The organism is Jatrophihabitans sp. (genome assembly GCA_036399055.1).
GTDB lineage: Bacteria > Actinomycetota > Actinomycetes > Mycobacteriales > Jatrophihabitantaceae > Jatrophihabitans_A.
Genome location: DASWNX010000031.1, coordinates 1 through 21386, shown reverse-complemented (window position 1 = coordinate 21386; position 21386 = coordinate 1). Strand labels below are relative to the sequence as shown.

Genomic DNA, 21386 nt, shown 5'->3' with positions numbered 1-21386 from the left:
ATTCCTTAGTGGTGAAGTGCGATGGGGTCGGTGTCGCGGCTTGCCTGGACGATGAAGTCGGCGAGCGCGGTCGAGCCGTCGGAGACGGCGTGCATGGCCAGCAGGGCAGCGCCTGTGACGCCCGGCTGGGTGATAGGTGAGAAGCGCAGGTTGTCGATCGCCGAGGCCTTCGCGGCCCGAACGCTTTCCATTCGCGTCCAGCCACCGGAGGCCACCCCTCGGCGGTGAGGGCCGACCACTCGTTCGATGTTGGCCAACAGCGTTCTGATCTCAGCGGCGGTGTATCGAGTGGCAGCCGCCCAGATCGCCGCGGGGGTCGCGTCGTCGCCGAATCGGATGGCGACGTCGTTGCCGGTGGGACCCGCGCCGGAGACCTCCAGGCCCGGCGGCAACGAGTCCACGGCCAGGCTTGCCCGGTCCAGGGCGGCACGGCCCTCTGGCGAGTCGGCGCCGAGCGAGGTCAGGACGCGGCGCAGCAGCAGCCCACCGCGCACGCCGGCGAGGATGAGTGTCGTGTCGGGCAGGATGTGGCTGCCTGCCGACCATCCGGAGCCGACCACGGCTGCGCGCTGCCGGTCGTCCAGGCGGCCGGGTAGCGACCGGGCCACCACGTCGGCTGTGCCGCTGGAGTTGAACAGCTCGTCGGGCCCGACAGCGCCGCTGCCGAGGGCTGCGACGGGGTGATCGTGGCCGGCCACGGTCAGCGCTGCCTGCGCGGCGCCGGCGCTGCCGATGGGCGCCAGCTCCGGGCGGAGCCGCCCGGCGCACTGTCCCGCGGCCAGCTCTGGCGGCAGCAGCCCCGCGGGCAGTCCCGCGGCGCTGAGCCCGTCCAGCCAGGGATCGCCGGTGTTCTGATCGATCAAACCGGTTCGCGATGCCAGCGACGGCTCGCGGACCTGGTCACCGCCGAGCTGGTGGACGATCCACTCGGGGACGCTGAGCCATCGAGCGCCCGGCCCGATGCTCTGGCCGTTGTCTCGCAGCCACATCAGTTTGGCGATGCTCGCCTGGCAGTCCCAGGGGAGGCCGGTTTTGGCGGCGAACAGCTCGGCGAATCCGGGGTTGGCTGCGGTGAGCCGATCGACCTGCTGGTGACCGCGGCGGTCGAACCACGCGAGGACGGGAGCCGCCGGGCGTCCGGCGGGGTCCAGCAGCACGCCGCTTTCAGCCAGGCCCGCCACCGCGATGCCCCGAACGCGAACCGGCCCGACGGCGGACTCGGCGAGGGAGGTCGCCTGGTGAATCAGCCGAGTCGCCAGGTCCAGCAGGATTTCCGGGCTGGTCTCGGTGCGCCCGTCGGGGTGGCGGCGCCACGGCGTCGGCGCCTCGACGAGGGCGATGTCGCGGTGGTCGCCGGTGCGCACCAGCGCCTTGGACGTCGTGGTTCCCAGGTCGAGGCCGAGAAAGACGTCGGAGGAAGCTGTCACGGGCGCTGCTCCCCCGAACCGCGTTGGATCAGGCGTACCGGTAGCTGGAGGTGTTCGACCTGCAGACCTGGATCGGCGATTCGAGCCAGGAGGCGAGCCGCCGCGGCGCGGCCGACCGCGTGTGCGGAGTGGTCGATCACGGTGATCGCCGGTCGCAGCGTGTCGGCCATGGCGAAGTCGCCGAATCCGACGAGCGCGATGTCGGCGCGGCCGTGCGCGTGCAGGGTGGGCACGACGCCGAGTGAGCAGCGGGTGCCGGCGCTGAAGACAGCGGTGGGAGGATTCTCCAGCTCCAGCAACGCCGCCGTCGCCGCCGCGGCGTCCGGCGCTGTCGCGCAGTCGGAGCGGACCAGCTGCTCCTGGACCTTCAGCCCTCGGCTGGCAAGGGCATCGCGGTAGCCGGCCAAGCGTGCCGCGGAGGTCGTGATCTGAGGGCTGTCACCGACAAAGGCGATCCGGCGGTGGCCGTGCGCCATGAGGTGAGTGACCGCTTCGACAGCGGCTCGATGGTCATCGATCCCGACCAGGTCAGCCTCCAGGCCGTAGGCGGCGCGGTCGACGAACACGACGGGCGCCGGGGTGTGCGCGAGCCAGCTGTGGTCGTCACCGGTCGGCGAGATCAGCAGGCCGCCGACCCGCCGTTGCAGCATCCGGTCGACGATGCGGCGCTCGGCGGCGCTGTCGCGGTGGGTGCTGGCGACCAGGACCGACTTGCCGTCCACGGTGAGGGCCGCCTCGACTGCCTCGGTCAGCGCCGAGAAGAACGGATCGGCGACGGACTCAACGATCAGGCCGATCGTGGTGTCGGTGCCGGCGCGCAGCGAGCGGGCCATCGCGTCCGGTTGGAATTGGAGTTCGCGCATCGCCTGCTGCACGCGCTGCCTGGTGGCCGAAGCCACCCGGTGGTCATCGTTGAGCACCCGGGAGGCGGTGCGCAGGCTCACGCCCGCTGCCTCGGCGACATCGCGCAGGATGGTCCTGCCGTTCACTGCGTCACCCCGGCGCCTTCTTCGGCCTCGACCGGCCGACGCGCCGCGGCGGTCTGCAGGCGCTCAAGCCGCCCGGATCGCTGCGGTGGGTGATTCGACATGGAGCGACATCGACCTCTCGTCGATCGGTTCAACCGTGGTTTCCCAGCCTGTGCCATCGATGGCAAGAAGAGCTGACATCACTATGACACGCCTCTGCCATCGATGGCAAACCCCTTCCCGCCAGCACTGGAGCTGCTGGAGCGGAGCTGCGTCAGCACCAGGTCGACCAAGTCCTCGGCCGGCGCCTCGGCGTCGAGCCGAAGGTGCGGGCCCACCGGCGGATCGAGGTCCAGTCGAGCTAGCAGGCCCGGCTCGTCGCGGAGCTTGTCGAGGTCTCGCAGCGCCGCCCGCGCTCGCATCCGCGCGAGGATCTGGTGCGGCTCCAGCTGCAGCCACACCAGAGTCGGCACTCCCCCGGCTGCCTCCAGCCGGTGTCGCAGTCGCTGCCACGCGCCGAGCTGACGCCGTTCGGTGGTGAACGGGGCCACCAGCACGACGGCCAGCCCGCAGCGCAGGTTGTCCTCGGCCAGCTGGACAATCGTCTCGTACCGCGCGTGTCGGGTGAGCGCGGCAAGCCGTGGGTCGTCCAGGTCGTGGACGTCGATGAGCGAGCCGATGACCTCGACGAGTGCGCCGGTGGCCACGTCCTGGTCGATCAGCGCGCCGGTCACCCTCGCGGCCAGCGCGAGCGCCAGGGTGCTCTTGCCGGTCGCAGGGGCTCCGGTCACCAGGATCACGGGGGGCCTCACGGCGCCGGCCTCACCGACTGGCCGCAGGGCGCGGCGCGTCGGCGTTCACTCCTCACCCCTGGCCAGCGCGGTCGCGAACGTGGGCGCCAGCGGCAGCACCGGGATGATCGTGGCCTGCAAGGCGTGATAGACATCGGGCTTTCCGCTCCAGACGGTGGCAGCCGGCCGATTCTGAGGGTCCAGCTCATGCCGCCACGACCCGCCGACCCGGTCGAGGAAGAGCGCGGCCGCGTGATCCCACCAGAGGCGGTACCAGTGCTCGTACCGCGGGTCGTCGGTGACCCTGCCCAGGGCCGCCGCCGCTCCCAGCGCCTCGGTGAGAACCCAGTGCAGCCGGTCCCGCACCACGGGAGTCCCGTCCCAGTCGACGGTGTAGACGAATCCCTCTGCCCCGTCGACGGACCAGCCCAGGCGCACCGCCGCCTGGAACAGCGACTCGGCGTCGGCGAGCAACCAGTCCGGGGCGTCCGGCCCGAGGGCGGCGCGCAGGTGCAGCGCCAAGCGAGCCCACTCCATCAGGTGCCCGATGGTGACCCCGTACGGACGGAACTGGTGAGCGCGATCGGCGGTGTTGTAGTCCGGCAGGGCCTGCCAGGTGGAGTCGAAATGCTCCGGCAGGCTCCAGCTGTTCGAGCGGGCGAAGCCGTGCACGACGCGCTCGACGATGCGCAGCGCCCGTTCCCGCCACAGCGCCAGACCCGTCACGTCCGCCGCGGCGAGAAAGGCTTCGACGGCGTGCATATTGGCGTTGACCCCTCGATAGGGATCGAGCGTTCGGAACTGCTCGTCCCACTCGTCGGCTAGCAGGCCGTCCCCTTCGACCCAGAACCGCTCCTCCACCACCGCCAAGGCGTCGGTGAGCAACCGCGCGGCGCCCTCGCGGCCGGCAGCCGCCGCGCTGGAGGCCGCGAGCACGACGAACACGTGCTCATAGGCCCGCTTCTGCCCTGCGGTAGGGCCCTGCGGCCCGACCGCGGTGAACCATCCGCCGTGCTCGCCGTCGCGTAGACGCCCGGACAGCGCCGCGACCCCGTGGTCGGCGAGCCGGCCCATGCCCGGCAGGCCCAGCAGCTGGCCGAGGGAGAACACGTGAGTCATACGGCTGGTGATGTAGGTGTGCACAGGCTGATCGAGCAGCGCGACGCCATTGTCGTCAAGCCAGGCGAAACCCCCGTCGGGGTGTGCCGAGGCCGCGGCGAAGTCCAGCAGCCGAACGCACTCCTCGGCCAGCCATGCGCGGTGCGAGGGCAAGCTCGCCCAGTTCGGTCCCGCGATCTGGGTGTCCTTGATAGGAACCGTGTTCTTCATAGGAACACTGTGCACCTGCCCGGCGCTCGCTGACACGTGGACCCGGCGCGGCTGCGGCGGCCTCGGCGAGCCTGATGTCCATCTCTGCCAACCAGAAGTCCGTTCTGCGCCCGGGCTTGGCTCACTGACCGGGAACGCCGGCGCGAGGATCGACCGCCTCCCCTCCGAGTAGGCTGGCGGACGCGACCATTGCTGACAGGCGGGACGACGTCATGGAGTTCCCTGGCCCAGGCCCTGAGGACACCCAAGAGCTCCGAGTGCGCTTGAGCCGTTACAACGACGGCGGACTGATGCGCAAGGCAGCCATGCGGCTCGCCGGTGAGGCACTCAGTCCCGAGGACCTGGAACTGCTGCGCCGCCGGGACATCGGAGTCCAGGGACGCGTCGCCGAGGACGTCCTTCGCGCGGTGTCGGAGTCCGAGCCTGTCTGGGCCCTGCTGGCCGAGAAGGGGCTTCCCGAGGATCTGACCGTCACCGAGCTCGGCGCCATCTCCCATGCGCTGCGCGGAGGTCCGGCAGGCATCGCGAGCACGGGCAATCCGGTCAGCGCGTCGATGCTGTTCACCGATCCGCGCAACGTGGCCACCCTGCGCCAGATCATCCCCGGCGACCTCGAGCCCGACGAAGTCACCGGCTATCGCTACGCCTGCCTGTCAGCGCCGGACTTCGGCACTCCGGAGCCGTTCGTGGTGGCGCTTCGGACCAGCCGGCCCGGCAAGAACTCCGTGACCGCGACGATGCTGGTGGCAGCCACCTTCCTGCGGCACGAGCAGGAGTTCGGTGTTCTGTCAGAGGATGCCGCCGAGCGTCTGGAAGTGATGGTCCGGCTGGACCTGCAGGAGATCATCCGCACCCACCGGCTCCTGCTCCAGGCCTGATCCGCCACCCGGCTCAGCCGAGGGTTGCGGCGCCGTCACGATGGAGCCGGTGGGCATGCGCGGGCTCGCTGCTGACCCGCACGAGCGACCTGTCCCGCTCGGTGACGGCGGGCACGCGGCTTCCTGGCACTCCCACCGCGGCGGTAGCCCATGCGACGGCCTCGCGCAGCGCCGTCTCACCCTCCCCGCCCCCGGCGATGGAACCAGCCAGCAGCGCGTCGCCGGCGCCGATGGTGCTGCGCGGGTTCGACGCTTGCGCCCAGGCGTGCAGCACCCGGCCCGCGCCGACCAGCAGCGCGCCGTCGCGGCCCATGCTGACCAGCGCCGACCGGGCCCCCCGTTCGATCAGCTGCCCAGCGGCGGCGACCGCGTCGCCGAGGGTCTGGATGGGACGGCCGACCGCTTCCTCCAGCTCTTCCAGGTTCGGTTTGATCACGTCGGGTCCTGCGCTCAGGCCCGCGAGCAACGGCTGCCCGCTGGCGTCGAGGGCCAAGCGCCCGCCGGCTCGGTGAACCAGCCCGCACACCGTGGCGTAATAGTCGCCGCTGACGCCCCGGGGCAGGCTTCCCGACGCCACCACCCAGTCGCCGTCGTGGACCCGGTCCAGCAGGGCGTCGGTGAGACTCCTCAGCTCGGCGGCGCTCAGCTCCGGCCCGCTGGCATTGATCTTGGTAGCGCGGCCGTCGGGTTCGGTGAGGGAGATGTTGACCCGCACCGCCTCAGAGATCGCAATCGCGTGAAAGTCGACCCGTTCGGCGCGCAGCAGCGATTGCAACTGAGCTCCCGCGGAGCCGCCGACCGGCAGGATCGCCAGCGTCGCGATGCCGTTGCTGGTCAGGGCACGGCTGACGTTGACGCCCTTGCCGCTGGGCTCCTCATGCTCGGCGGTGGCACGGTGGACGCCGCCGGGGGTCAGGGACGCGATCTCCAGGGTGCGGTCGACGCTCGGATTGGAAGTCAGGGTGATGATCACGTCAGCTCCACGGTGAGGCCGGTGGCTTGCAGGGCTGCCAGGTCGTCGGAGGCTAACCCCGTGTCGGTGATGAAGAGGTCGATGTCGGCGAGGTCGGCGTGCTTGCAGACGCTCAGATGCCCGACCTTGCTGTGATCGGCGAGCAGCACCCTGCGCTGGGCCGCCTGCGGCATGAGCCGCTTGACCGCCGCCTCCGCGGGATCGGGCGTGGTCAGGCCACGGTCGGTGGAGATGCCGTTCGTGCCGAGAAAGGCCACGTCGACGTTGATCTCGCCCAGCATCCGGGTCGCCCAGTCGCCGACGGTGGCCAGCGTCTGGCTGCGCAGCCGGCCACCGATCGGAAAGACCGTCAGGTGCGGCCTGGCCAGCAGGGTCAGCGCGATGGGCAGGGCATTGGTGAAGACGGTGAGCTCACGGTCATCGGGCAGGAGCGCGGCCAGCCGGGTGGTCGTGGACCCGGCGTCGATGAGGATCGAGCCGGAGGAGGGCAGGTGCGCCAACGCCGCTGTGGCGATGCGGTCCTTCTCCGCGGCGTAGTCGACCCGGGTGGTGACCGCCGGTTCGTAGTGCAGGTCGCCGATCGGCACCGCTCCCCCGTGCACCCGGCGCAGCAGTCCCTGCCGTTCGAGCTGGATGATGTCCTTGCGGACGGTCTCGCTCGTGACCTTCAACCTGCGAGCGATGTCTGCCGCGTCGACCCGCCCGGACGTCCGCAGCGCGTGGATGATCGCCTGCTGCCGTTGCGGCGAGTACGGGCTGCGGGTCATCGGTCAGGCGCCCGAGGCGTGCGTGAGCGCCTGCGCGTGGTTGACGTCGCGGTACACACCCGCCGCCACCCCTGCCAGGATCGCCGCGCCGCGGGCTCCGGCCTCGCGCACGTCGGTGTGGGTCAACCGCCCGAACGCACGCCGCTTGATCTCGAGCAGAGCCTGGCTGCGTGCCCAGCCGCCGGTCACGATGAACTTCTCACCCCGGCCGCTGACGGCTGTCATGGCCGCGTCGAGGACGCCGGCCCGCCGGGTGACCTCGTCCAGAGCCGCGCGCCACACCTGCGCCGGCCCGGTCCCCTCGGTGATGCCGCTTATGCCGACCGGGTCGTCACCGGTGATCTGCACGCCTGCCGGATCAGCGGCGAGGGCCTGAAGGTCAAGACTGGCAAGGTCTGACCCGGTCTTGCCGAGAGCGCCCAGGACCCGTTGGAGCACCAGGCCACCCTGAGTGCCGCCGAGCAGGCACCAGTGCCCGGGCAGCACGTGCCATCCGACGGTGATTCCCGCCTCGGTCAGGGCCAGAACCGCATTCGTGCCCAGTCCCGGCAGCACCGTCCGGATCAGCGCCTCCGCGGTGCCGCATGAGTCCAGCACGTCGCCGGCGCCCGCGGCCCGCGCGCCGATGGCGGCGGCCTGGTGATCGTGGCCGGCGACCGTCAGCACAGCGCCGGTCAAGCCGTCCAGGCCCACCGTGGACGGCACCCGGCCCACCGCGGCGCCGGCCGTGACCAGCGGAGGCAGCAGCGATGGCCTCATCCCGGACCATTCCAGCGCCTCGGGCCACCAGGCTCGGGTCTCCAGCTCCAGCCACCCTGTCCGCGAGGCGAGCGAGGCCTCGCTGACCTCCTCGCCTCCTAGCTGGCGGACTACCCATTCGGCGATGCCCAGGCGCCGCACAGCGTCCCGGCTCGGAGCGTGATGGTCGATGAGCCAACGGTGCTTTGTCAGGCTCCACTGGCAACGCAGCGGCAGGCCTGTCCGGCGGGCGAAGTCCTCGGCCCCGAACCTCTCGCCCAGGCGCCGCGCTTGCTCGGCGTCCCGGTTGTCATGCCAGGCGATGACCGGGGCGACCGGGTCGCCGCCGCGGTCGAGCAGGACACCGGACTCCCCCATGCTCGCGACGCCCACACCGATGACCGGACCCCGGGGGGCCGTGCGCAACGCCTGGGCCACCGCGAGTCTGGCCGAGGCCAGGACCTCCGCCGCATCGGTCTGCACGCCGGCGGCAGAGGCGTGCCACGAGGTCGCGGCACGGCCTTGCGACAGCTCAGCGCCGCTGCTGTCCAGGACGACGGCCTTGCTCGACGTGGTGCCCACATCGAGGCCGACCAGATAACCCATGCCGCCCACCCTTGTGGCCTGACCGTCGCCGGCGTTGCTCCGGTTGCTTATTCTTGGGTATCGTTGCGTTTCGATGCGTTCTCGTCAAGCGCTCCTGGCTGAAGCGCGCAGCGTGAGGCCCCGTGTGGGCAGGCAACCGAAAGGCGACCGGACATGCCGCTAGCACCGACCCGCCAGCTCGTGGAGGCCGCCCGGAAGGCCGGTCGGGGCGTCGCCGCCTTCAACGTCATCACCCTCGAGCACGCCGAGGCGATCGCCGCCGGCGCGGAGGCAGCCGGCACGCCGGTGATCCTGCAGATCAGCGAGAACGCCGTCGCCTACCACTCTGGAAACGCGTTTCCGATCGCCGCGGCGTCCGTCGCGATCGCCGCCGAGGCCAGTGTCGACATCTCATTGCACCTGGACCACGTCGAGGACCAGCAGTTGCTGAGTCGCGCGGCGGACGCGGGATTCAGCTCGGTGATGTACGACGCTTCCAAGCTGGACTTCGCCGACAACGTCAGCGCCACCCGCGACGCCGCACGCTGGGGTCAGGCCCATGGGCTCTATGTCGAGGCCGAGCTCGGGGCGGTGGGCGGCAAGGGTGGCGCGCACACACCAGGGGTGCGGACCGATCCCGACGAGGCAGCGCGGTTCGTCGCCGACACCGAGGTCGACGCACTGGCCGTCGCGGTCGGCAGCTCGCACGCGATGACCGAGCGCACTGCCTCCCTCGACTTCGAGCTCATCACCAGGATCGGCGAGGCGGTGCCCGTTCCGCTGGTGCTGCACGGCTCCTCGGGGGTGACCGACGCCGACCTGCGAACAGCGGTGCGCAGCGGCATCGTCAAGGTCAACATCGGAACGATCCTCAACGTCGCGTTCACCGACGCGATCCGCCGCGCTCTCACCGATGACTCTCTGGTCGATCCACGCAAGTACCTCGCCCCGGCCCGCGCCGACGTCGCCGACGTCGTGGCCCGCCTGGCCGCGACGGTGTCACGGCCCGCCTGAGGACTCTTCAACGGCGCAGCCCGACCCCTCGGCGCGCAGCCCGGCGACTCAACGGCGCAGCCGGCGACTCAGCCGCGCAGCACCGCGCCCAGCCGCGATCCGGCCTCGGCGATCGCCGCGTCCCGGGCCGCGGTCGCCTCGTCTCCGGTCAACGTCCGGTCCAGGGCCCGGAACCTCAGCGCGAACGCCAGCGACTTCAGGCCGGCGCCCAGCCGCTGGTCGTCGAGGTAGACGTCGAACAGCCGGACCGATTCCAGCAACTCACCGGCGCCGTGCCGCACCGCCGCCAGCACCTCGGCCGCCGGCGTCTCGCGCGCCACCACGAGCGCCAGGTCGAGCAGTACCGGCGGGTAGTTGGACAGGGTCGGCGCCTGGGCCGGGGGCGGCGGCGAGAAGGCGTCGAGGTTCAGCTCCATCGCAGAAGTCCGGGCCGGCAGGTCCAGGGCCGCGATCAGGCGTGGAGTCAGCTCGCCGGCGGCGCCCACCACCTCTCCGTCCAGCAGCAACTGCGCGCACCGGCCGGGGTGCCACGGGGCGACGTCGGCCTTGCGCACCTCAAGCTCCACCCGAGCTGCCCGGGCGGCCACCCGCGCGGACTCGATGGCGTCGGCCCAGCTGGCCGCCCGACCAGGACCCCACCAGCCCTGCGGCTCGAGGTCGCCGGCCAGCACGGTCGCCAGGTACCGGGGCTGAACCGGGACGGTCCGCGCGATCGCGGCCAGCTCGGCGTCCGTCGGCCGGTGTTGCACGCCCGGGCGCGGGGCGGGCTCGGCGCTCTCGGCCGGCAGGTACACCAGGCCCATCTCGAAGGCGGCCAGCGCCCGGTTGCCCCGGCCCAGGTTGCGGCTCAGGTTGGCCAGCAGCCCCGGCAGCAGCGAGGTGCGCAGCTCGGGCTCGGCCTCGGAGATCGGGTTGGCCAGCCGCAGCGCCTGCCGCCGGCTGTCGCCGGGCGCCAGGCCGAAGGCGTCATGGACGGCCGGTGACACGAACGGGTAATTGATCACCTCGGTGTAGCCGGCCTCGGCCATCGCCCGGGAGACCGACCGGCGCAGCTGCTGCTCGGCGGTCCAGCCGCGACCGGCGGGTGGGCGGGGCAGCACCGAGGGCACCTTGTCATAGCCCTCCAGCCGCACCACCTCCTCGATCAGGTCGGCCGGATCGGTGAGGTCCGGACGCCAGGACGGCGGGGTCACCGACAGCACCGGGGCGCCGGGGGCGCCGTCCTCGGCCACCGCGACCCCGCAGCCGACCTGCTCCAGCCGGCGCCGGACCGCCTCAGCGGCGATCGGCGTCCCGGCCAGCTCACCGGGCCGGGAGGCCGGCAGGGTGATCTGGACCGGCACCGGGCCGGCCCCGACCACGGCGCCCCCGGCGACCGCGGTGGCGCCGCCGTGCTCGACCAGCAGGTCGACGCAGCGTTGCAACGCCGCTGCCGCCATCGCCGGGTCCACGCCGCGCTCGAAGCGCTTGGCGGCCTCAGATCCCAGCTTGTGCCGGCGGACCGCGCGGCTGATCGATGCGGGGTCGAAGTGGGCCGCTTCGAGCAGCACGTCGCGGGTGTCCGACGACAGCTCGGTGAGCGCGCCGCCCATCACGCCGGCCAGCCCGATAGGGCCCCGGTCGTCGGTGATCACCAGGTCGTCGGCGTCGAGGGAGCGCACCGTGCCGTCCAGGGTGGTGAGCTTCTCCCCCGGCTCAGCGCGGCGCACGCCGAGCGGGCCGCTCAGCAGCGCGCGGTCATAGCCGTGCAGCGGCTGGCCGGTCTCGAGCATCACGTAGTTGGTGACGTCCACGGCAAGGGAGACGCTGCGCATTCCGCAGGCCCGCAGCCGCCGGACGATGAACTCCGGCGTGGGGCGGCGTGCATCCAGCCCGGTCACCTCCCGCAACGCGAACCGGTCACAGCCGACGGGGTCTGAGATCGACACCGGATAGCCGGGCGCCGCCGCCGGATCAGCGGCGGGCGCGCTGACGTCGGTGAACGCCACGTCCAGCGCCGCGGCCGCCTCTCGGGCCAGCCCTCGGATGGCCAGGCAGTAGCCGCGATCGGCGGTGACGGCGATGTCGAGCACCGCCTCGCGCATGCCCAGCACGTCCAGCGCGTCCTCACCGGGCTGCCCCGCGTCCGGCGCCAGCACCAGGATCCCGGAGTGCTCCTCGCCCAGGCCCAGCTCCCGAGCCGAGCAGATCATGCCGTCCGAGGTCCGGCCGTAGGTCTGGCGAGCCGCGATCGGAAACGGCCCGGGCAGCACCGATCCGGGCAGCGCCGCCACGATCAGGTCGCCCTCTGCGAAGTTGCGGGCGCCGCAGACGATCCCGCGCGGCTCTGCCTCGCCGACGTCGACCAGGCAGAACCGGATCGGCTTCTTGAACTCGGTGAGCTCCTCGATCTCCGAGACCCGGCCGATGAGCAACGGGCCGCTGACCGCGTCGGCCGGCGAGGAGACCCGCTCGACCTCCAGCCCGACCCGGATCAGCGCCTCGCCCAACGCCGGGCCGCTCAGCCCGGCCGGCAGCGCGGTGAACTCCGCGATCCAGGAAACCGGCGCGCGCATCTCAGGCCTCCATTCCGAAGGCCTGGGTGAACCGGAGGTCGCCCTCGACGATGTCTCGCATGTCCGCGGCGTTGTTGCGGAACATCATGGTGCGCTCGATTCCCATTCCGAAGGCGAAGCCCGAGTAGACCTCGGGGTCGATGCCGCAGGCCCGCAGCACCCGCGGGTTGACCATCCCGCAGCCGCCCCACTCGATCCAGCCCTCGCTGTCACAGGTGCGGCACGGCCGGTTGGGGTTGCCCACCGACTCACCCCGGCAGACGAAGCACAGCAGGTCGGGCTCGGCGCTGGGCTCGGTGAACGGAAAGTAGGACGGGCGCAGCCGGGTGACGATGCCCGGGCCGAAGAACGCCTGGGCCATGTGGTCCAGGGTGCCCTTGAGATGCGCCATGGTGATGCCCTTGTCGATCACCAGGCCTTCGAGCTGGTGGAAGACCGGTGAGTGGGTGGCGTCGAGCTCGTCGGTGCGGAACACCTTGCCGGGGCAGACGATGTAGATCGGCGGCTGGCGCGTGAGCATCACCCGGGCCTGCACCGGCGAGGTGTGCGTTCGCAGCACCAGGCCGCTGTCGGGCGAGCCGTCCGGGCCGGCCACGAAGAAGGTGTCCATCAGCGAGCGGGCCGGATGATCGACGCCGATGTTGAGCGCGTCGAAGTTGAACCACTCCGCTTCGACCTCGGGACCTTCGGCGACCTCCCAGCCCATCGCGGTGAAGACGTCGCCGACCAGCTCCTGGGTCGTGGTCAGCGGGTGCCGGGCGCCGATGACCCGGCGGTCCCAGGGCAGGGTCACGTCCACCGACTCCTCGAGCAGCACCCGGGCGTCGCGCTCGGCCTCGAGTTCGGCGAGCCGGGCGGCATAGGCCTGGCGGACCTCCGTGCGGGCGGCGTTGACCCGCTTGCCGGCGTCTGACTTGGCAGCCGGCGGCAGCGCCGCGATCTCGCGGTTGGCCAGCGCCAGCGGGGACCGGTCACCGACGTGGGCGGTCTGAGCGGCGCGCAGCCGGTCCAGGTCGGCGGCCTGCTCGAAGGCCTCCCTCGCCGCCGCGACGCCCGCAGCCAGGGCGGCCGGGCTCAGCGCGGCGACCTGCTTGGGGTCATAGGGGTCATTGGCGCCAGACATGGGAGTCCTTCAGTTCGACTGGGGTCACTAGCCCCGGAGAGGAGATGACTAGGAGTCTAGGAGAGCGGCTGAAGCCGATTAGCCCGTGCCGAGGCGTAGAGGCAGACGGCGGCGGCCGCGGCCAGGTTCAGGCTCTCGGCGCGGCCGTGCACCGGCACCCGCACCGACCGCTCGGCTGCCTGCAGCAACTCGGCCGGCAGCCCGCGGGCCTCGTTGCCGAAGATCCAGGCGGTGCGCCCGCGCAGCGTTCCCTGGTCGGTCAGCTCGTCGAGGTCCAGGCTGGCCGCGCCGGTGGTGGCCAGGGTGAGCAGTCCGGCCGCCCGGCATTCGGCGATGGCAGCGGCCGGGTCCAGGCCGGTGACCACGTCAAGGTGGAACAGGCTGCCGGCGGCGGCCCGGACGGCCTTGCCGTTGTAGGGGTCCACCGAGTCCGCGCTGAACAGCACCGCGTCGGCGCCCGCGGCGTCAGCCGTGCGCAGGATGGCGCCGGCGTTGCCCGGGTCGTTGGCCTCGACCAGGATCACCACCAGCCGCGGAGTCCGGCCCAGCGCGTCGGCGAGGCTGACGTCGAGGCTGGAGCACACCGCGATCAGGCCCTGCGGATGCACCGTCTCGCTGAGCGAGGCCGCGGCCCGGTCACTGATCAGTGCCACCGACCCGGGCTCGGCGTGGGCGAGCACGTCGGCGTAGCGCTGAGCAGCCGAGGCTGTGGCGAACACCTCGAGCACCGTGCCTGGTCTGCCCAGCGCCTCGCGGACCGACTGCGCGCCCTCGGCAAGAAAGCGCCCGGCCTCGCGGCGGCCTCGCGGACTGGTCAGTCCTCGAGCCGCCGCAAGCCGGGCGTTGGAGTCGGAAAGCACCGACCGCGAGATTACGCGGCGGGCGTCTGAGCAGCGGCGCCGCCGATGCCCTCTGCCTCGACAGCCTTCTTCGCGACCGCGACCAGCGCCGCGAACGCCGGGGCGTCGGTGACCGCGAGGTCAGCCAGCACCTTGCGGTCGGCCTGGACGCCGGCCAGCCGCAGTCCCTGCATGAAACGGTTGTAGGTCATGTCGTTGGCGCGAGCCGCCGCGTTGATCCGGGTGATCCAGAGCTTGCGGAAGTCGCCCTTGCGCGCCTTGCGGTCGCGGTAGGAGTACGTCGCCGAGTGCAGCAACTGCTCCTTGGCCTTGCGGTACAGCCGCGAACGCTGGCCCCGGTATCCCGAGGCCGCTTCGAGGGTCGTCCTGCGCTTCTTCTGGGCGTTTACCGCCCGCTTGACGCGTGCCACGTTGGTAGTCCTTGGTAATCAGGCCGAGCTGCTCACCCGTGATCCGGGTTGCCCGCTCGGCGGGGAGTATGGCGGGTGGGATCAGCGTCCGAGCATGCGCTTGACGCGCGGGACGTCGACGGCGGCGATCTCTGAGGTGCCGGTCAGGCGCCGGGTCTGCTTGGAGGCCTTGTGCTCCAGCAGGTGCCGCTTACCCGCGCGCTCGGTCAGCAACTTGCCGCTGCCGGTGATCTTGACGCGCTTCTTCATCCCCGAGTGTGTCTTGTTCTTGGGCATAGGAATCCTTCTTCGTGGGTGCTGGCCAACCAGGGAGGATGGCCAGCGGAACCGGCGCCGAGGGCCTTGAACTGGTGGTCTCAGGCCTGCGGTGCTTGCTCCTCGACGGTCTTTGCGGGACGGCTTGCCGCTTTCGTGGTGCGATGTGGCGCCACGACCATGACCATGTTGCGGCCGTCCTGCTTGGGCGATGACTCCACGAAGCCGAGCTCGGTGATGTCCTCAGCCAGCTTCTGCAGCAACCGGAACCCGAGTTCTGGCCGAGACTGCTCGCGACCACGGAACATGATCGTGATCTTGACCTTGTCACCTTGCTTGAGGAACCGCTCGACGTGACCCTTCTTGGTCGCGTAGTCGTGCGGGTCGATCTTCGGACGGAGCTTCATCTCCTTGATCACGGTCAATGCCTGATTACGCCTGGCCTCGCGGGCCTTCTGCGCGCTCTCGTACTTGAACTTGCCGTAATCCATGAGCTTGCAGACCGGCGGCCGCGCCATCGGCGCCACCTCGACCAGGTCGAGATCCGCTTCGGCGGCCAGTTCGAGTGCTTTGCCGATCGGCACGATGCCGACCTGCTCGCCCTCGGGCCCGACGAGTCGGACTTCGGGAACGCGAATCCGGTCGTTGATCCGGGGTTCAGAGCTGATGGGGCCTCCTAGGTTGTGCTGTCTGGACGAAGGCTGGCGTCACTGCTGCCGAGTGAGGGATGAAGACACTCCGACAATGACGACGGCCCCGCTGCAACCGATGCAGTCGGGGCCGGGAGATCTCCGCGATCCGAGCAGCACCCGACGGTCCGGCATGTGCCGGGACAACGGGTACTGCCTAGCGCCGCCCAAGGGCGATGCGTGGACCGAACCCGGCTGCCGTGAGGCTGCGCGGGTGGGAAACCGGGGCTTCCGCTTGCACGCCGGCTCGTGCCCTTGCGGGCGGAATCGGCGGGTCGCGTGTGCAAGGGTAGCAGCGTGAGCACTGAGCACCCAAACGACGCGCACCCAAACGACGCGCGCCCAAACGACGCGCGCCCAAACGATCAGGCCCACCCAAATGATCAGGCCCACCCCGACGATCAAGCGCCTGAGGTCCGGGAATTGGCGACCATACCCGCGGTGGAGGTGATCACCCGCGCCTCGGTGATGCTGATGAGCGCCGCGGCCGAGAAGTTGGGCCTGGCCGAGGACGGCCAGCGCTACCTCGACCTCGATGAGGCCCGCCGGCTGATCGAGGCCTATGCCGGCCTGCTGGGCGCGGCTCAGGCCGATCTGGGAGTGCACCGGCAACCGTTGCGGGACGGGTTGAAAGCGCTGCAGGAGGCATTTCGGGAGGCCTCTTCCTACCCGGATCAGCCGGGCCAGGGCCCGGGCGAGAAGTCGGGCTTCTGAGCCGGCAGCGCGCCAAGCGCGGGATTGAATCACCGATTTCGGCAAACCGAGTGCGCCACGCCGAAGAATTGGCTTACTGTGCCTTAACGCGCGGGGGCCGTGAAGCTAGTCAACAGGAAGTTCTCGACGTGACCCGACGCTCCATCCTTCGCCTTGCCCGTACCCCCGGACTGGCCCGCAAGGCCGCCGTCGTCACCGTGACAGCCAGCCTCGCAGTGCTCGGCGGGGCCCAGTCGATGGCCTTGGCCGCCACCCCCAGCGATCCGATCGGCTACCTGGATCAGGTGATTGTGAGCGGGTCCGCCGCCATCATCGTCCAAGGCTGGGCCGCCGACCCCGACAACCTCGCGCAGCCGCTGACCGTGCGGGCCACCCTGGACGGCCTCAGCGCCGCCCAGGTGGTCACCGCGGTGTCGCGTCCGGACGTGGTCAAGGCCCATCTCACCGGGCCCACCCCCGGCTTCGCGATGACGTTGGCGGCCAAGCCGGGCGGTCACACCGTCTGCGTCACGGCCGTCAACATCTCAGCCGGGGCCAACACCTCGCTGGGCTGCCGGACGGTGGTGGTGCCGGCGCCGATCGGAAGCACTCCGACCGCCGCCGAGATCGCCTCACGCAGCCCGTTCGGAGCGTTGGAGAAGGTCACCGCCAGCGGCAACACCGTGACCCTGACCGGCTGGGCGGCCGATCCCGACAACCTGGCCCAGCCGCTGAAGATCCTGGCCGGCCATGACGGCAGCCCCGCCACCGTCACCTCGGCCAAGACCGTGTCCAGGCCCGACATCGCGCTGACTCGCAATGTCGGCGGGAATCAGGGGTACTCGGTCACCATCAACCTGAGCACCGGCAACCACCTGGTGTGCGCCGCGGCTGTCAACATCGGCGTGGGAGTCAACCGCCAACTCGGCGGCTGCCTGAAGTTGTACGTCGGCTACACCGCCGCCCAGATCGCCGCGCTCAGCCCGTCCGGAGCCCTGGAGGCGTGGCGCGCCCAGAGCGCCACCAGCATCGGCGTCCGGGGGTGGGCTTCGGACCCGGACGACCGGGCCGCCTCGATCAAGGTGGTGGCCTACCTCGACGGCGTCTCGGCGGCCACCGTGACCGCCTCGGTGCCCCGGCCGGACCTGGTCAGCAGCCAGCAGGTGGGCCCGGCGGCCGGCTACTCCTTCTCGATTCCGGCGAGCACCGGCTCGCACAACGTCTGCCTGTGGGCGATGAACATCGGAGTCGGTAACAACAAGTTCCTCGGCTGCGCGTCGCTGAGCACCCCGGCGGTGACGATGCTGCCCGGTCCCGCGCCGGCGACCCCGGCCGCCAACACCAAGGTCGTCAACCTGGCCAAGACCTTCATCGGCAAGCCCTACGTCTGGGGCGGCGCCAGCCCGACCGGCTTCGACTGCTCGGGACTGGTGCAGTACAGCTACCGGGTCGGCGCCGCGATCACCACTCCGCGGATAGCCCAGGACCAGTTCAAGGCGGCTCGGATGATCCCCGCCGTCCGGGCGGTGCCTGGCGATCTGGTCTTCTACCACGACAACACCGGCTACGTGTATCACGTCGGGATCTACACCGGCCCCGGCATGACCGTCGCCGCAGTGAACCCGGCAAACGGCGTCCGGGCCCAGTCGATCTGGGACTCGACCGTCACCTACGGCAGCTTCACCCACGGCTGAGCGATCGCCCCTGGCCACCTGCCCGCTCTAGGGTGGGTGGCCAGGAGCCGGTGTTCAGGAGCGGCTGGCGGCGAGCAACGCGCGCAGTCCCCGCATGACCTCGACGCTGCGCTCGCCGTCGCCGCGCTGGACCGCGTACAGGGCGATCAGCTCGTCGCCGGGCAGCACCAGCCGGGCGAACCGCGCCTTGGCCGGGAACTCCACCCGGGTGACCAGGTCCCAGTCCACATGCCGGTAGCCGCCGAAGAAGCCGCGGCAGTCCACGCCCCTGGCGTCGGCGCGCACCCGAGGCCGGGTCACCGACAGGATGCCCAGCGCGGCCAGCAGCCCGGTGCCGGCGATGCCGAACTGGTCAGCGGTCGTGAAGCTGACACCGGCCGAGGCGTCACGCAGGATCACCGCGGCGAAGCCGAACAGGAGCAGCACCACGAAGGCGGCCAGCGCCGAGATCCAAGCCGCCCGGACCGGCCGGGCGGTGACCAGCGGGGGCGCCGGGGCATCGGCCGCCGCTGACTTGCTCACGGGCGCTGACTTGCTCACGGGCGCTGACTCGCTCGCGGGCGCTGACTCGCTCACGGCGCGGCTCTGCCTGCTGCGGTGCTCATAACCGGCAGGCGTGGATGTCGGTGACCAGGATGGCGCGTGCTCCGATTTCCCATAACTCGTCCATGATGCGGTTGGTGTCGCGGCGCGGCACCATCGAGCGCACCGCCGACCAGCCGGCGGTGCGCAGCGGAGAGACGGTCGGAGACTCGAAGCCGGGAGTGACCGCGACCGCCCGTTCCACCAGGTGGTCGGCGATGTCGTAGTCCATCAGCACGTACTGCCGGGCGATCATCACCCCCTGCAACCGGCGCAGCAGTTGCTCGACGGCGGCGGAGGCGACTGCCCCGGACCGCCGGATCAGCGCCGCCTGGGACCGGAACAACGGCTCGCCGAAGATCTCCAGCCCGGCGCCCCGCAGCGTGGTCCCGGTCTCGACCACGTCGGCGATCGCGTCGGCGACCCCGAGCCGGACGGCGGTCTCGACCGCGCCGTCGAGCCTGATCACCTCGGCCTCGATGCCCTGCTCGGCCAGGTAGTGCGCCAGCAGGCCGGGATAGGCGGTGGCGACCCGGCGCCCGCGCAAGTCCTCCAGGCTCTTGCTCGAGCCGGTGCTCGCCGCGAACCGGAAGGTCGAGCGGGCGAAACCCAGCTGCAGGATGACCTCGGCCTTGGCGCCGGAGTCCAGCAGCAGGTCCTCGCCGGTGATGCCGACGTCCAACCGGCCCGAGCCGACGTACAGGGCGATGTCGCGAGGCCGGAGGAAGAAGAACTCGGCGCCGTTGTCGGGGTCCTGCAGCACCAGTTCGCGGGTGTCGGCGCGCTGGCGGTAGCCGGCCTCGCGCAACATCTCACTTGCCGGCTCGGACAGCGAGCCCTTGTTCGGAACGGCGACCCGCAACGGTTCGGTGGCGCTCATGTCAGCTGGCATCGATAGGTCCTACAGGTGCCGGTAGACGTCGTCGAGGGTGAGGCCCTTGCCCAGCATCAGCACCTGGACGCGGTACAGCAGCTGGCTGATCTCCTCGGCGGCTCGGTCGGCGGACTCGTGCTCGGCAGCCATCCAGACCTCGGCCGCCTCCTCCACCACCTTCTTGCCCTGGGCGTGGATGCCGTCGTCCAGGGCCGTCACGGTCGCCGAGCCGGCCGGCCGGTCGGCCTGCCGCTGGGCCAGCTCGGCGAAGAGTTGGTCGAAGGTCTTCATCGCCATCGAGCCTACGACCCGATGACCCGACCCGATGGCCCGGCCCGGGTACTCAGTGGGCCCGAACCCGTTTCGTGAGTGAGGAGCGCGCCCCTCTCGACCTCACCCGACCCCAAGTCGACCTCCCACCCCGACCCGCCTGTGGCATCCCCGACGAAAAAGCCTCTCGGGCGCCCGGCGGGGGTTTCTTGAGCAGCGCGAGGTTTTCCGGGGTTCAGGGGAGTCAAGGAACTGGCCGAAGCCTGGTGACAAAGACTAGCGAGGGCGAGGATTCGGTACAGACCGGACCGATAGCTCGTCGATGCCTGTGAAATCAGCCGGGTTGCAGGTGTACAACGGCAGGTTGTGGGCGATGGCGGACGCCGCGATCAAGGCGTCGTAGGCGCGGGCGGCGGGTTCGCGGCCGACTTGGCGCAGCGACGCCGCGACCCGGCCGAAGGCGCGAGCCGATGCGGCGTCGAAGGCGAGTGCTTCGAAGTCGGCTTCGGCTTGCTGCAGATGCGCCTGGCGGGCTGCTCTCTCGCGGGCCGTAGTCGCAACGTGAGGCCCGACCGACAGCTCAGCCAAGGTCACCGCGCTGATCACGCACTCATCAGGTAGCAGGCTCGGGTCGTCTAGCTCGCCGAGGAGGATCACGGTCGAGGTGTCGAGCATTCCCCGAGCGGCAGGGGTGTTCATACAGCGGAGTCGAGCACGGCGTCGATATCGCGTCGCAGCAGATCAGGATCGACCTTCGGCAAGTGCCTGCGGCGTTCGATCAGGTCGGCTGGCGCCGGACCAGGTCGGCGCCTCGGACGCAGTTCAGCGACTTCCGCTCCATCCCGAGTCACGATCAACTCCTCACCCCGTGCTACCCGGTCCAGGACCGCTGCGCCGGAGTTGCGCAGTTCCCGAACGGTCACACTCTTCATGGCCGAAGTGTATCACCGGTGATACAAGTGAAGGAGTCGGGAATTCCTCGGCTTCAGGCGCCGGCGTCGATGATGGCGGCCACCGGACCTCCGCCGTCCGGCCCCTGATGGGCGGCCGACACCGACACGAACACCGCGGGGTCCCCGGTGACCGAGGCGGCCACCCCGCCCACCGCCGCCTTGATCTGGCGGTGCCAGTGCACGTCGGAGTCATCGAGCATGGCGTTTCGCCGGCCCCGGACGGCGCCGTCCTGGCTGGCCTCGCACTTGAGGAACACGTTGACCAGCCGGCCGCCGAGGTCGCTGACGCGCGGGCGCTCGGGCAGCTCGAGCCCGGCCTGGCGGATGGCGTCCCAGATGCCGTCCTGGTCGAGCGCGTCCTTCATCACCGAGTGGCCGACCCGGTAGCTGCCGCCGTGCCCACGGGCGTTGCCGACGACGACGATCTGCGCCCGGTCGAGCTCCACGCCCGACGAGCACGAGGCGACCGCGCTGTACAGCGAGAGGTCGTGCATCACCTGCTCCTGCGTCGGCATCTCGATCTCGCCCAGCGCCACGGCGATCCCCAGCGCCGTCGTGCCGTTGGAGAGGTCCATCGAGCCGTGCGGCTCCTGCATGTACGTCGTCTTCCCGCGCTCGCGGGCGTCGCGGATCGTGTCGATCGTCAGCAGCGGGGTCTTGGTCTGCACGTAGTGGACGTCGGCGGGGTCGGTGATGCCCGCGGCCGCCATCGCCTTCTTCACGCCGTCGGCGACCTTCTCCACCATGGCGAGGCGGCCGATGTCCTCGGGCAGCAGCACGTCGCTCATCGCGTAGCCCACGGTGAGGCGCGGCTCGTCGGTCTTCTCGACGGTGTCCTCGGGCAGCGTCGCGAAGATCGTCGCGTGCGGGCTGATGACGCCGTCGGTGCCGCCTGACCACACGATCGGGATCTCGGCGACGTCCTCCTTCGAGCGGGTGCCCTTCTCCAGCAGCACCT

The 21386-nt window shown here is 70.9% G+C and carries 23 protein-coding genes; 4 read left to right on the top strand and 19 right to left on the bottom strand.

Annotation, left to right across the window (positions count from 1 at the left end; genetic code table 11):
* Nucleotides 1–5: 5 nt before the first annotated feature.
* From VGB75_14310 to VGB75_14295, 4 genes are all read right to left on the bottom strand, one after another.
* Nucleotides 6–1427, bottom strand: coding sequence for an FGGY family carbohydrate kinase (locus VGB75_14310; protein HEY0168212.1), 1422 nt, complete (start codon nucleotides 1425–1427; stop codon nucleotides 6–8).
* Entirely contained in the window at nucleotides 1424–2416 is a 993-nt protein-coding gene (locus VGB75_14305; protein ID HEY0168211.1) for a LacI family DNA-binding transcriptional regulator, read from the bottom strand. The genes VGB75_14310 and VGB75_14305 overlap by 4 nt, the downstream gene beginning before the upstream one ends.
* A gap of 182 nt (nucleotides 2417–2598) precedes the next feature.
* The gene (locus VGB75_14300) at nucleotides 2599–3207 is read right to left on the bottom strand and encodes an AAA family ATPase (GenBank protein HEY0168210.1); all 609 of its coding nucleotides are present in this window, start codon (nucleotides 3205–3207) and stop codon (nucleotides 2599–2601) included.
* Between the two features lie 45 nt (nucleotides 3208–3252).
* Nucleotides 3253–4515 carry an AGE family epimerase/isomerase gene (locus VGB75_14295; GenBank protein ID HEY0168209.1) on the bottom strand — a complete coding sequence of 421 codons (1263 nt, stop codon included), beginning with the start codon at nucleotides 4513–4515 and terminating at the stop codon, nucleotides 3253–3255.
* 257 nt (nucleotides 4516–4772) lie between these two features.
* On the opposite strand from VGB75_14295, the gene VGB75_14290 reads away from it, so the two are divergent.
* Nucleotides 4773–5393 (top strand): hypothetical protein, encoded by a 621-nt coding sequence (locus tag VGB75_14290; GenBank protein HEY0168208.1) that lies wholly within the window; start codon nucleotides 4773–4775, stop codon nucleotides 5391–5393.
* Between the two features lie 13 nt (nucleotides 5394–5406).
* Here the strand turns inward: VGB75_14290 and VGB75_14285 are convergent, their stop codons facing one another.
* The 3 genes from VGB75_14285 to VGB75_14275 are packed head-to-tail and all read right to left on the bottom strand — an operon-like array spanning nucleotide 5407 to nucleotide 8477.
* Entirely contained in the window at nucleotides 5407–6366 is a 960-nt protein-coding gene (locus VGB75_14285) for a 1-phosphofructokinase family hexose kinase (protein ID HEY0168207.1), read from the bottom strand.
* A complete protein-coding gene (locus VGB75_14280) occupies nucleotides 6363–7133 on the bottom strand; it encodes a DeoR/GlpR family DNA-binding transcription regulator (protein ID HEY0168206.1) in 771 nt (256 codons plus the stop codon). The genes VGB75_14285 and VGB75_14280 overlap by 4 nt, the downstream gene beginning before the upstream one ends.
* A gap of 3 nt (nucleotides 7134–7136) precedes the next feature.
* Complete coding sequence (locus tag VGB75_14275; GenBank protein HEY0168205.1) at nucleotides 7137–8477, bottom strand: FGGY family carbohydrate kinase; 1341 nt, start codon at nucleotides 8475–8477, stop codon at nucleotides 7137–7139.
* A gap of 153 nt (nucleotides 8478–8630) precedes the next feature.
* Here VGB75_14275 and VGB75_14270 point away from each other — a divergent pair, with 153 nt between their 5' ends.
* Complete coding sequence (locus VGB75_14270) at nucleotides 8631–9470, top strand: class II fructose-bisphosphate aldolase (protein HEY0168204.1); 840 nt, start codon at nucleotides 8631–8633, stop codon at nucleotides 9468–9470.
* Between the two features lie 68 nt (nucleotides 9471–9538).
* On the opposite strand, the gene pheT is transcribed toward VGB75_14270, so the two are convergent.
* From pheT to infC, 6 genes are all read right to left on the bottom strand, one after another.
* Nucleotides 9539–12025: a phenylalanine--tRNA ligase subunit beta gene (pheT, locus tag VGB75_14265; GenBank protein ID HEY0168203.1), complete on the bottom strand. Its 2487-nt coding sequence runs from the start codon at nucleotides 12023–12025 to the stop codon at nucleotides 9539–9541.
* Nucleotide 12026: 1 nt separating this feature from the next.
* Nucleotides 12027–13148, bottom strand: coding sequence for a phenylalanine--tRNA ligase subunit alpha (gene pheS / locus VGB75_14260; protein HEY0168202.1), 1122 nt, complete (start codon nucleotides 13146–13148; stop codon nucleotides 12027–12029).
* 56 nt (nucleotides 13149–13204) lie between these two features.
* Complete coding sequence (locus VGB75_14255; GenBank protein HEY0168201.1) at nucleotides 13205–14008, bottom strand: RNA methyltransferase; 804 nt, start codon at nucleotides 14006–14008, stop codon at nucleotides 13205–13207.
* Nucleotides 14009–14019: 11 nt separating this feature from the next.
* Nucleotides 14020–14418, bottom strand: a complete 399-nt coding sequence (gene rplT / locus VGB75_14250) for a 50S ribosomal protein L20 (GenBank protein HEY0168200.1) — start codon at nucleotides 14416–14418, stop codon at nucleotides 14020–14022.
* 81 nt (nucleotides 14419–14499) lie between these two features.
* On the bottom strand, nucleotides 14500–14694 hold the full coding sequence (gene rpmI / locus VGB75_14245) for a 50S ribosomal protein L35 (GenBank protein HEY0168199.1): 195 nt from the start codon (nucleotides 14692–14694) through the stop codon (nucleotides 14500–14502).
* Nucleotides 14695–14774: 80 nt separating this feature from the next.
* A complete protein-coding gene (infC, locus tag VGB75_14240; GenBank protein ID HEY0168198.1) occupies nucleotides 14775–15341 on the bottom strand; it encodes a translation initiation factor IF-3 in 567 nt (188 codons plus the stop codon).
* Between the two features lie 444 nt (nucleotides 15342–15785).
* On the opposite strand from infC, the gene VGB75_14235 reads away from it, so the two are divergent.
* Together VGB75_14235 and VGB75_14230 are read left to right on the top strand one after the other, a co-directional pair.
* Entirely contained in the window at nucleotides 15786–16076 is a 291-nt protein-coding gene (locus VGB75_14235; GenBank protein ID HEY0168197.1) for a DUF1844 domain-containing protein, read from the top strand.
* 128 nt (nucleotides 16077–16204) lie between these two features.
* Nucleotides 16205–17749, top strand: a complete 1545-nt coding sequence (locus VGB75_14230; GenBank protein HEY0168196.1) for a C40 family peptidase — start codon at nucleotides 16205–16207, stop codon at nucleotides 17747–17749.
* A gap of 54 nt (nucleotides 17750–17803) precedes the next feature.
* Here the strand turns inward: VGB75_14230 and VGB75_14225 are convergent, their stop codons facing one another.
* From VGB75_14225 to VGB75_14200, 6 genes are all read right to left on the bottom strand, one after another.
* On the bottom strand, nucleotides 17804–18271 hold the full coding sequence (locus VGB75_14225; protein HEY0168195.1) for a PH domain-containing protein: 468 nt from the start codon (nucleotides 18269–18271) through the stop codon (nucleotides 17804–17806).
* Nucleotides 18272–18350: 79 nt separating this feature from the next.
* Nucleotides 18351–19223, bottom strand: coding sequence for an ATP phosphoribosyltransferase (hisG, locus tag VGB75_14220; GenBank protein HEY0168194.1), 873 nt, complete (start codon nucleotides 19221–19223; stop codon nucleotides 18351–18353).
* Between the two features lie 9 nt (nucleotides 19224–19232).
* On the bottom strand, nucleotides 19233–19502 hold the full coding sequence (locus VGB75_14215) for a phosphoribosyl-ATP diphosphatase (GenBank protein ID HEY0168193.1): 270 nt from the start codon (nucleotides 19500–19502) through the stop codon (nucleotides 19233–19235).
* 249 nt (nucleotides 19503–19751) lie between these two features.
* The gene (locus VGB75_14210; protein HEY0168192.1) at nucleotides 19752–20174 is read right to left on the bottom strand and encodes a type II toxin-antitoxin system VapC family toxin; all 423 of its coding nucleotides are present in this window, start codon (nucleotides 20172–20174) and stop codon (nucleotides 19752–19754) included.
* Nucleotides 20171–20407, bottom strand: coding sequence for a type II toxin-antitoxin system prevent-host-death family antitoxin (locus VGB75_14205; GenBank protein HEY0168191.1), 237 nt, complete (start codon nucleotides 20405–20407; stop codon nucleotides 20171–20173). Before VGB75_14205 ends, VGB75_14210 begins: the two co-directional genes overlap by 4 nt.
* A 53-nt stretch (nucleotides 20408–20460) precedes the next feature.
* Nucleotides 20461–21386: ring-opening amidohydrolase (locus VGB75_14200; GenBank protein ID HEY0168190.1), on the bottom strand; the 926-nt coding region annotated here is incomplete at its 5' end.

Bases quoted from the DNA above. Each gene is read 5' to 3' on its own strand.
- VGB75_14295 (HEY0168209.1), bottom strand. From the start codon at position 4,515: ATGAAGAACACGGTTCCTATCAAGGACACCCAGATCGCGGGACCGAAC.
- VGB75_14280 (HEY0168206.1), bottom strand. From the start codon at position 7,133: ATGACCCGCAGCCCGTACTCGCCGCAACGGCAGCAGGCGATCATCCAC.
- VGB75_14275 (HEY0168205.1), bottom strand. From the start codon at position 8,477: ATGGGTTATCTGGTCGGCCTCGATGTGGGCACCACGTCGAGCAAGGCC.
- VGB75_14270 (HEY0168204.1), top strand. From the start codon at position 8,631: ATGCCGCTAGCACCGACCCGCCAGCTCGTGGAGGCCGCCCGGAAGGCC.
- pheT (HEY0168203.1), bottom strand. From the start codon at position 12,025: ATGCGCGCGCCGGTTTCCTGGATCGCGGAGTTCACCGCGCTGCCGGCC.
- pheS (HEY0168202.1), bottom strand. From the start codon at position 13,148: ATGTCTGGCGCCAATGACCCCTATGACCCCAAGCAGGTCGCCGCGCTG.
- rpmI (HEY0168199.1), bottom strand. From the start codon at position 14,694: ATGCCCAAGAACAAGACACACTCGGGGATGAAGAAGCGCGTCAAGATC.
- hisG (HEY0168194.1), bottom strand. From the start codon at position 19,223: ATGCCAGCTGACATGAGCGCCACCGAACCGTTGCGGGTCGCCGTTCCG.
- VGB75_14215 (HEY0168193.1), bottom strand. From the start codon at position 19,502: ATGGCGATGAAGACCTTCGACCAACTCTTCGCCGAGCTGGCCCAGCGG.
- VGB75_14210 (HEY0168192.1), bottom strand. From the start codon at position 20,174: ATGAACACCCCTGCCGCTCGGGGAATGCTCGACACCTCGACCGTGATC.
- VGB75_14205 (HEY0168191.1), bottom strand. From the start codon at position 20,407: ATGAAGAGTGTGACCGTTCGGGAACTGCGCAACTCCGGCGCAGCGGTC.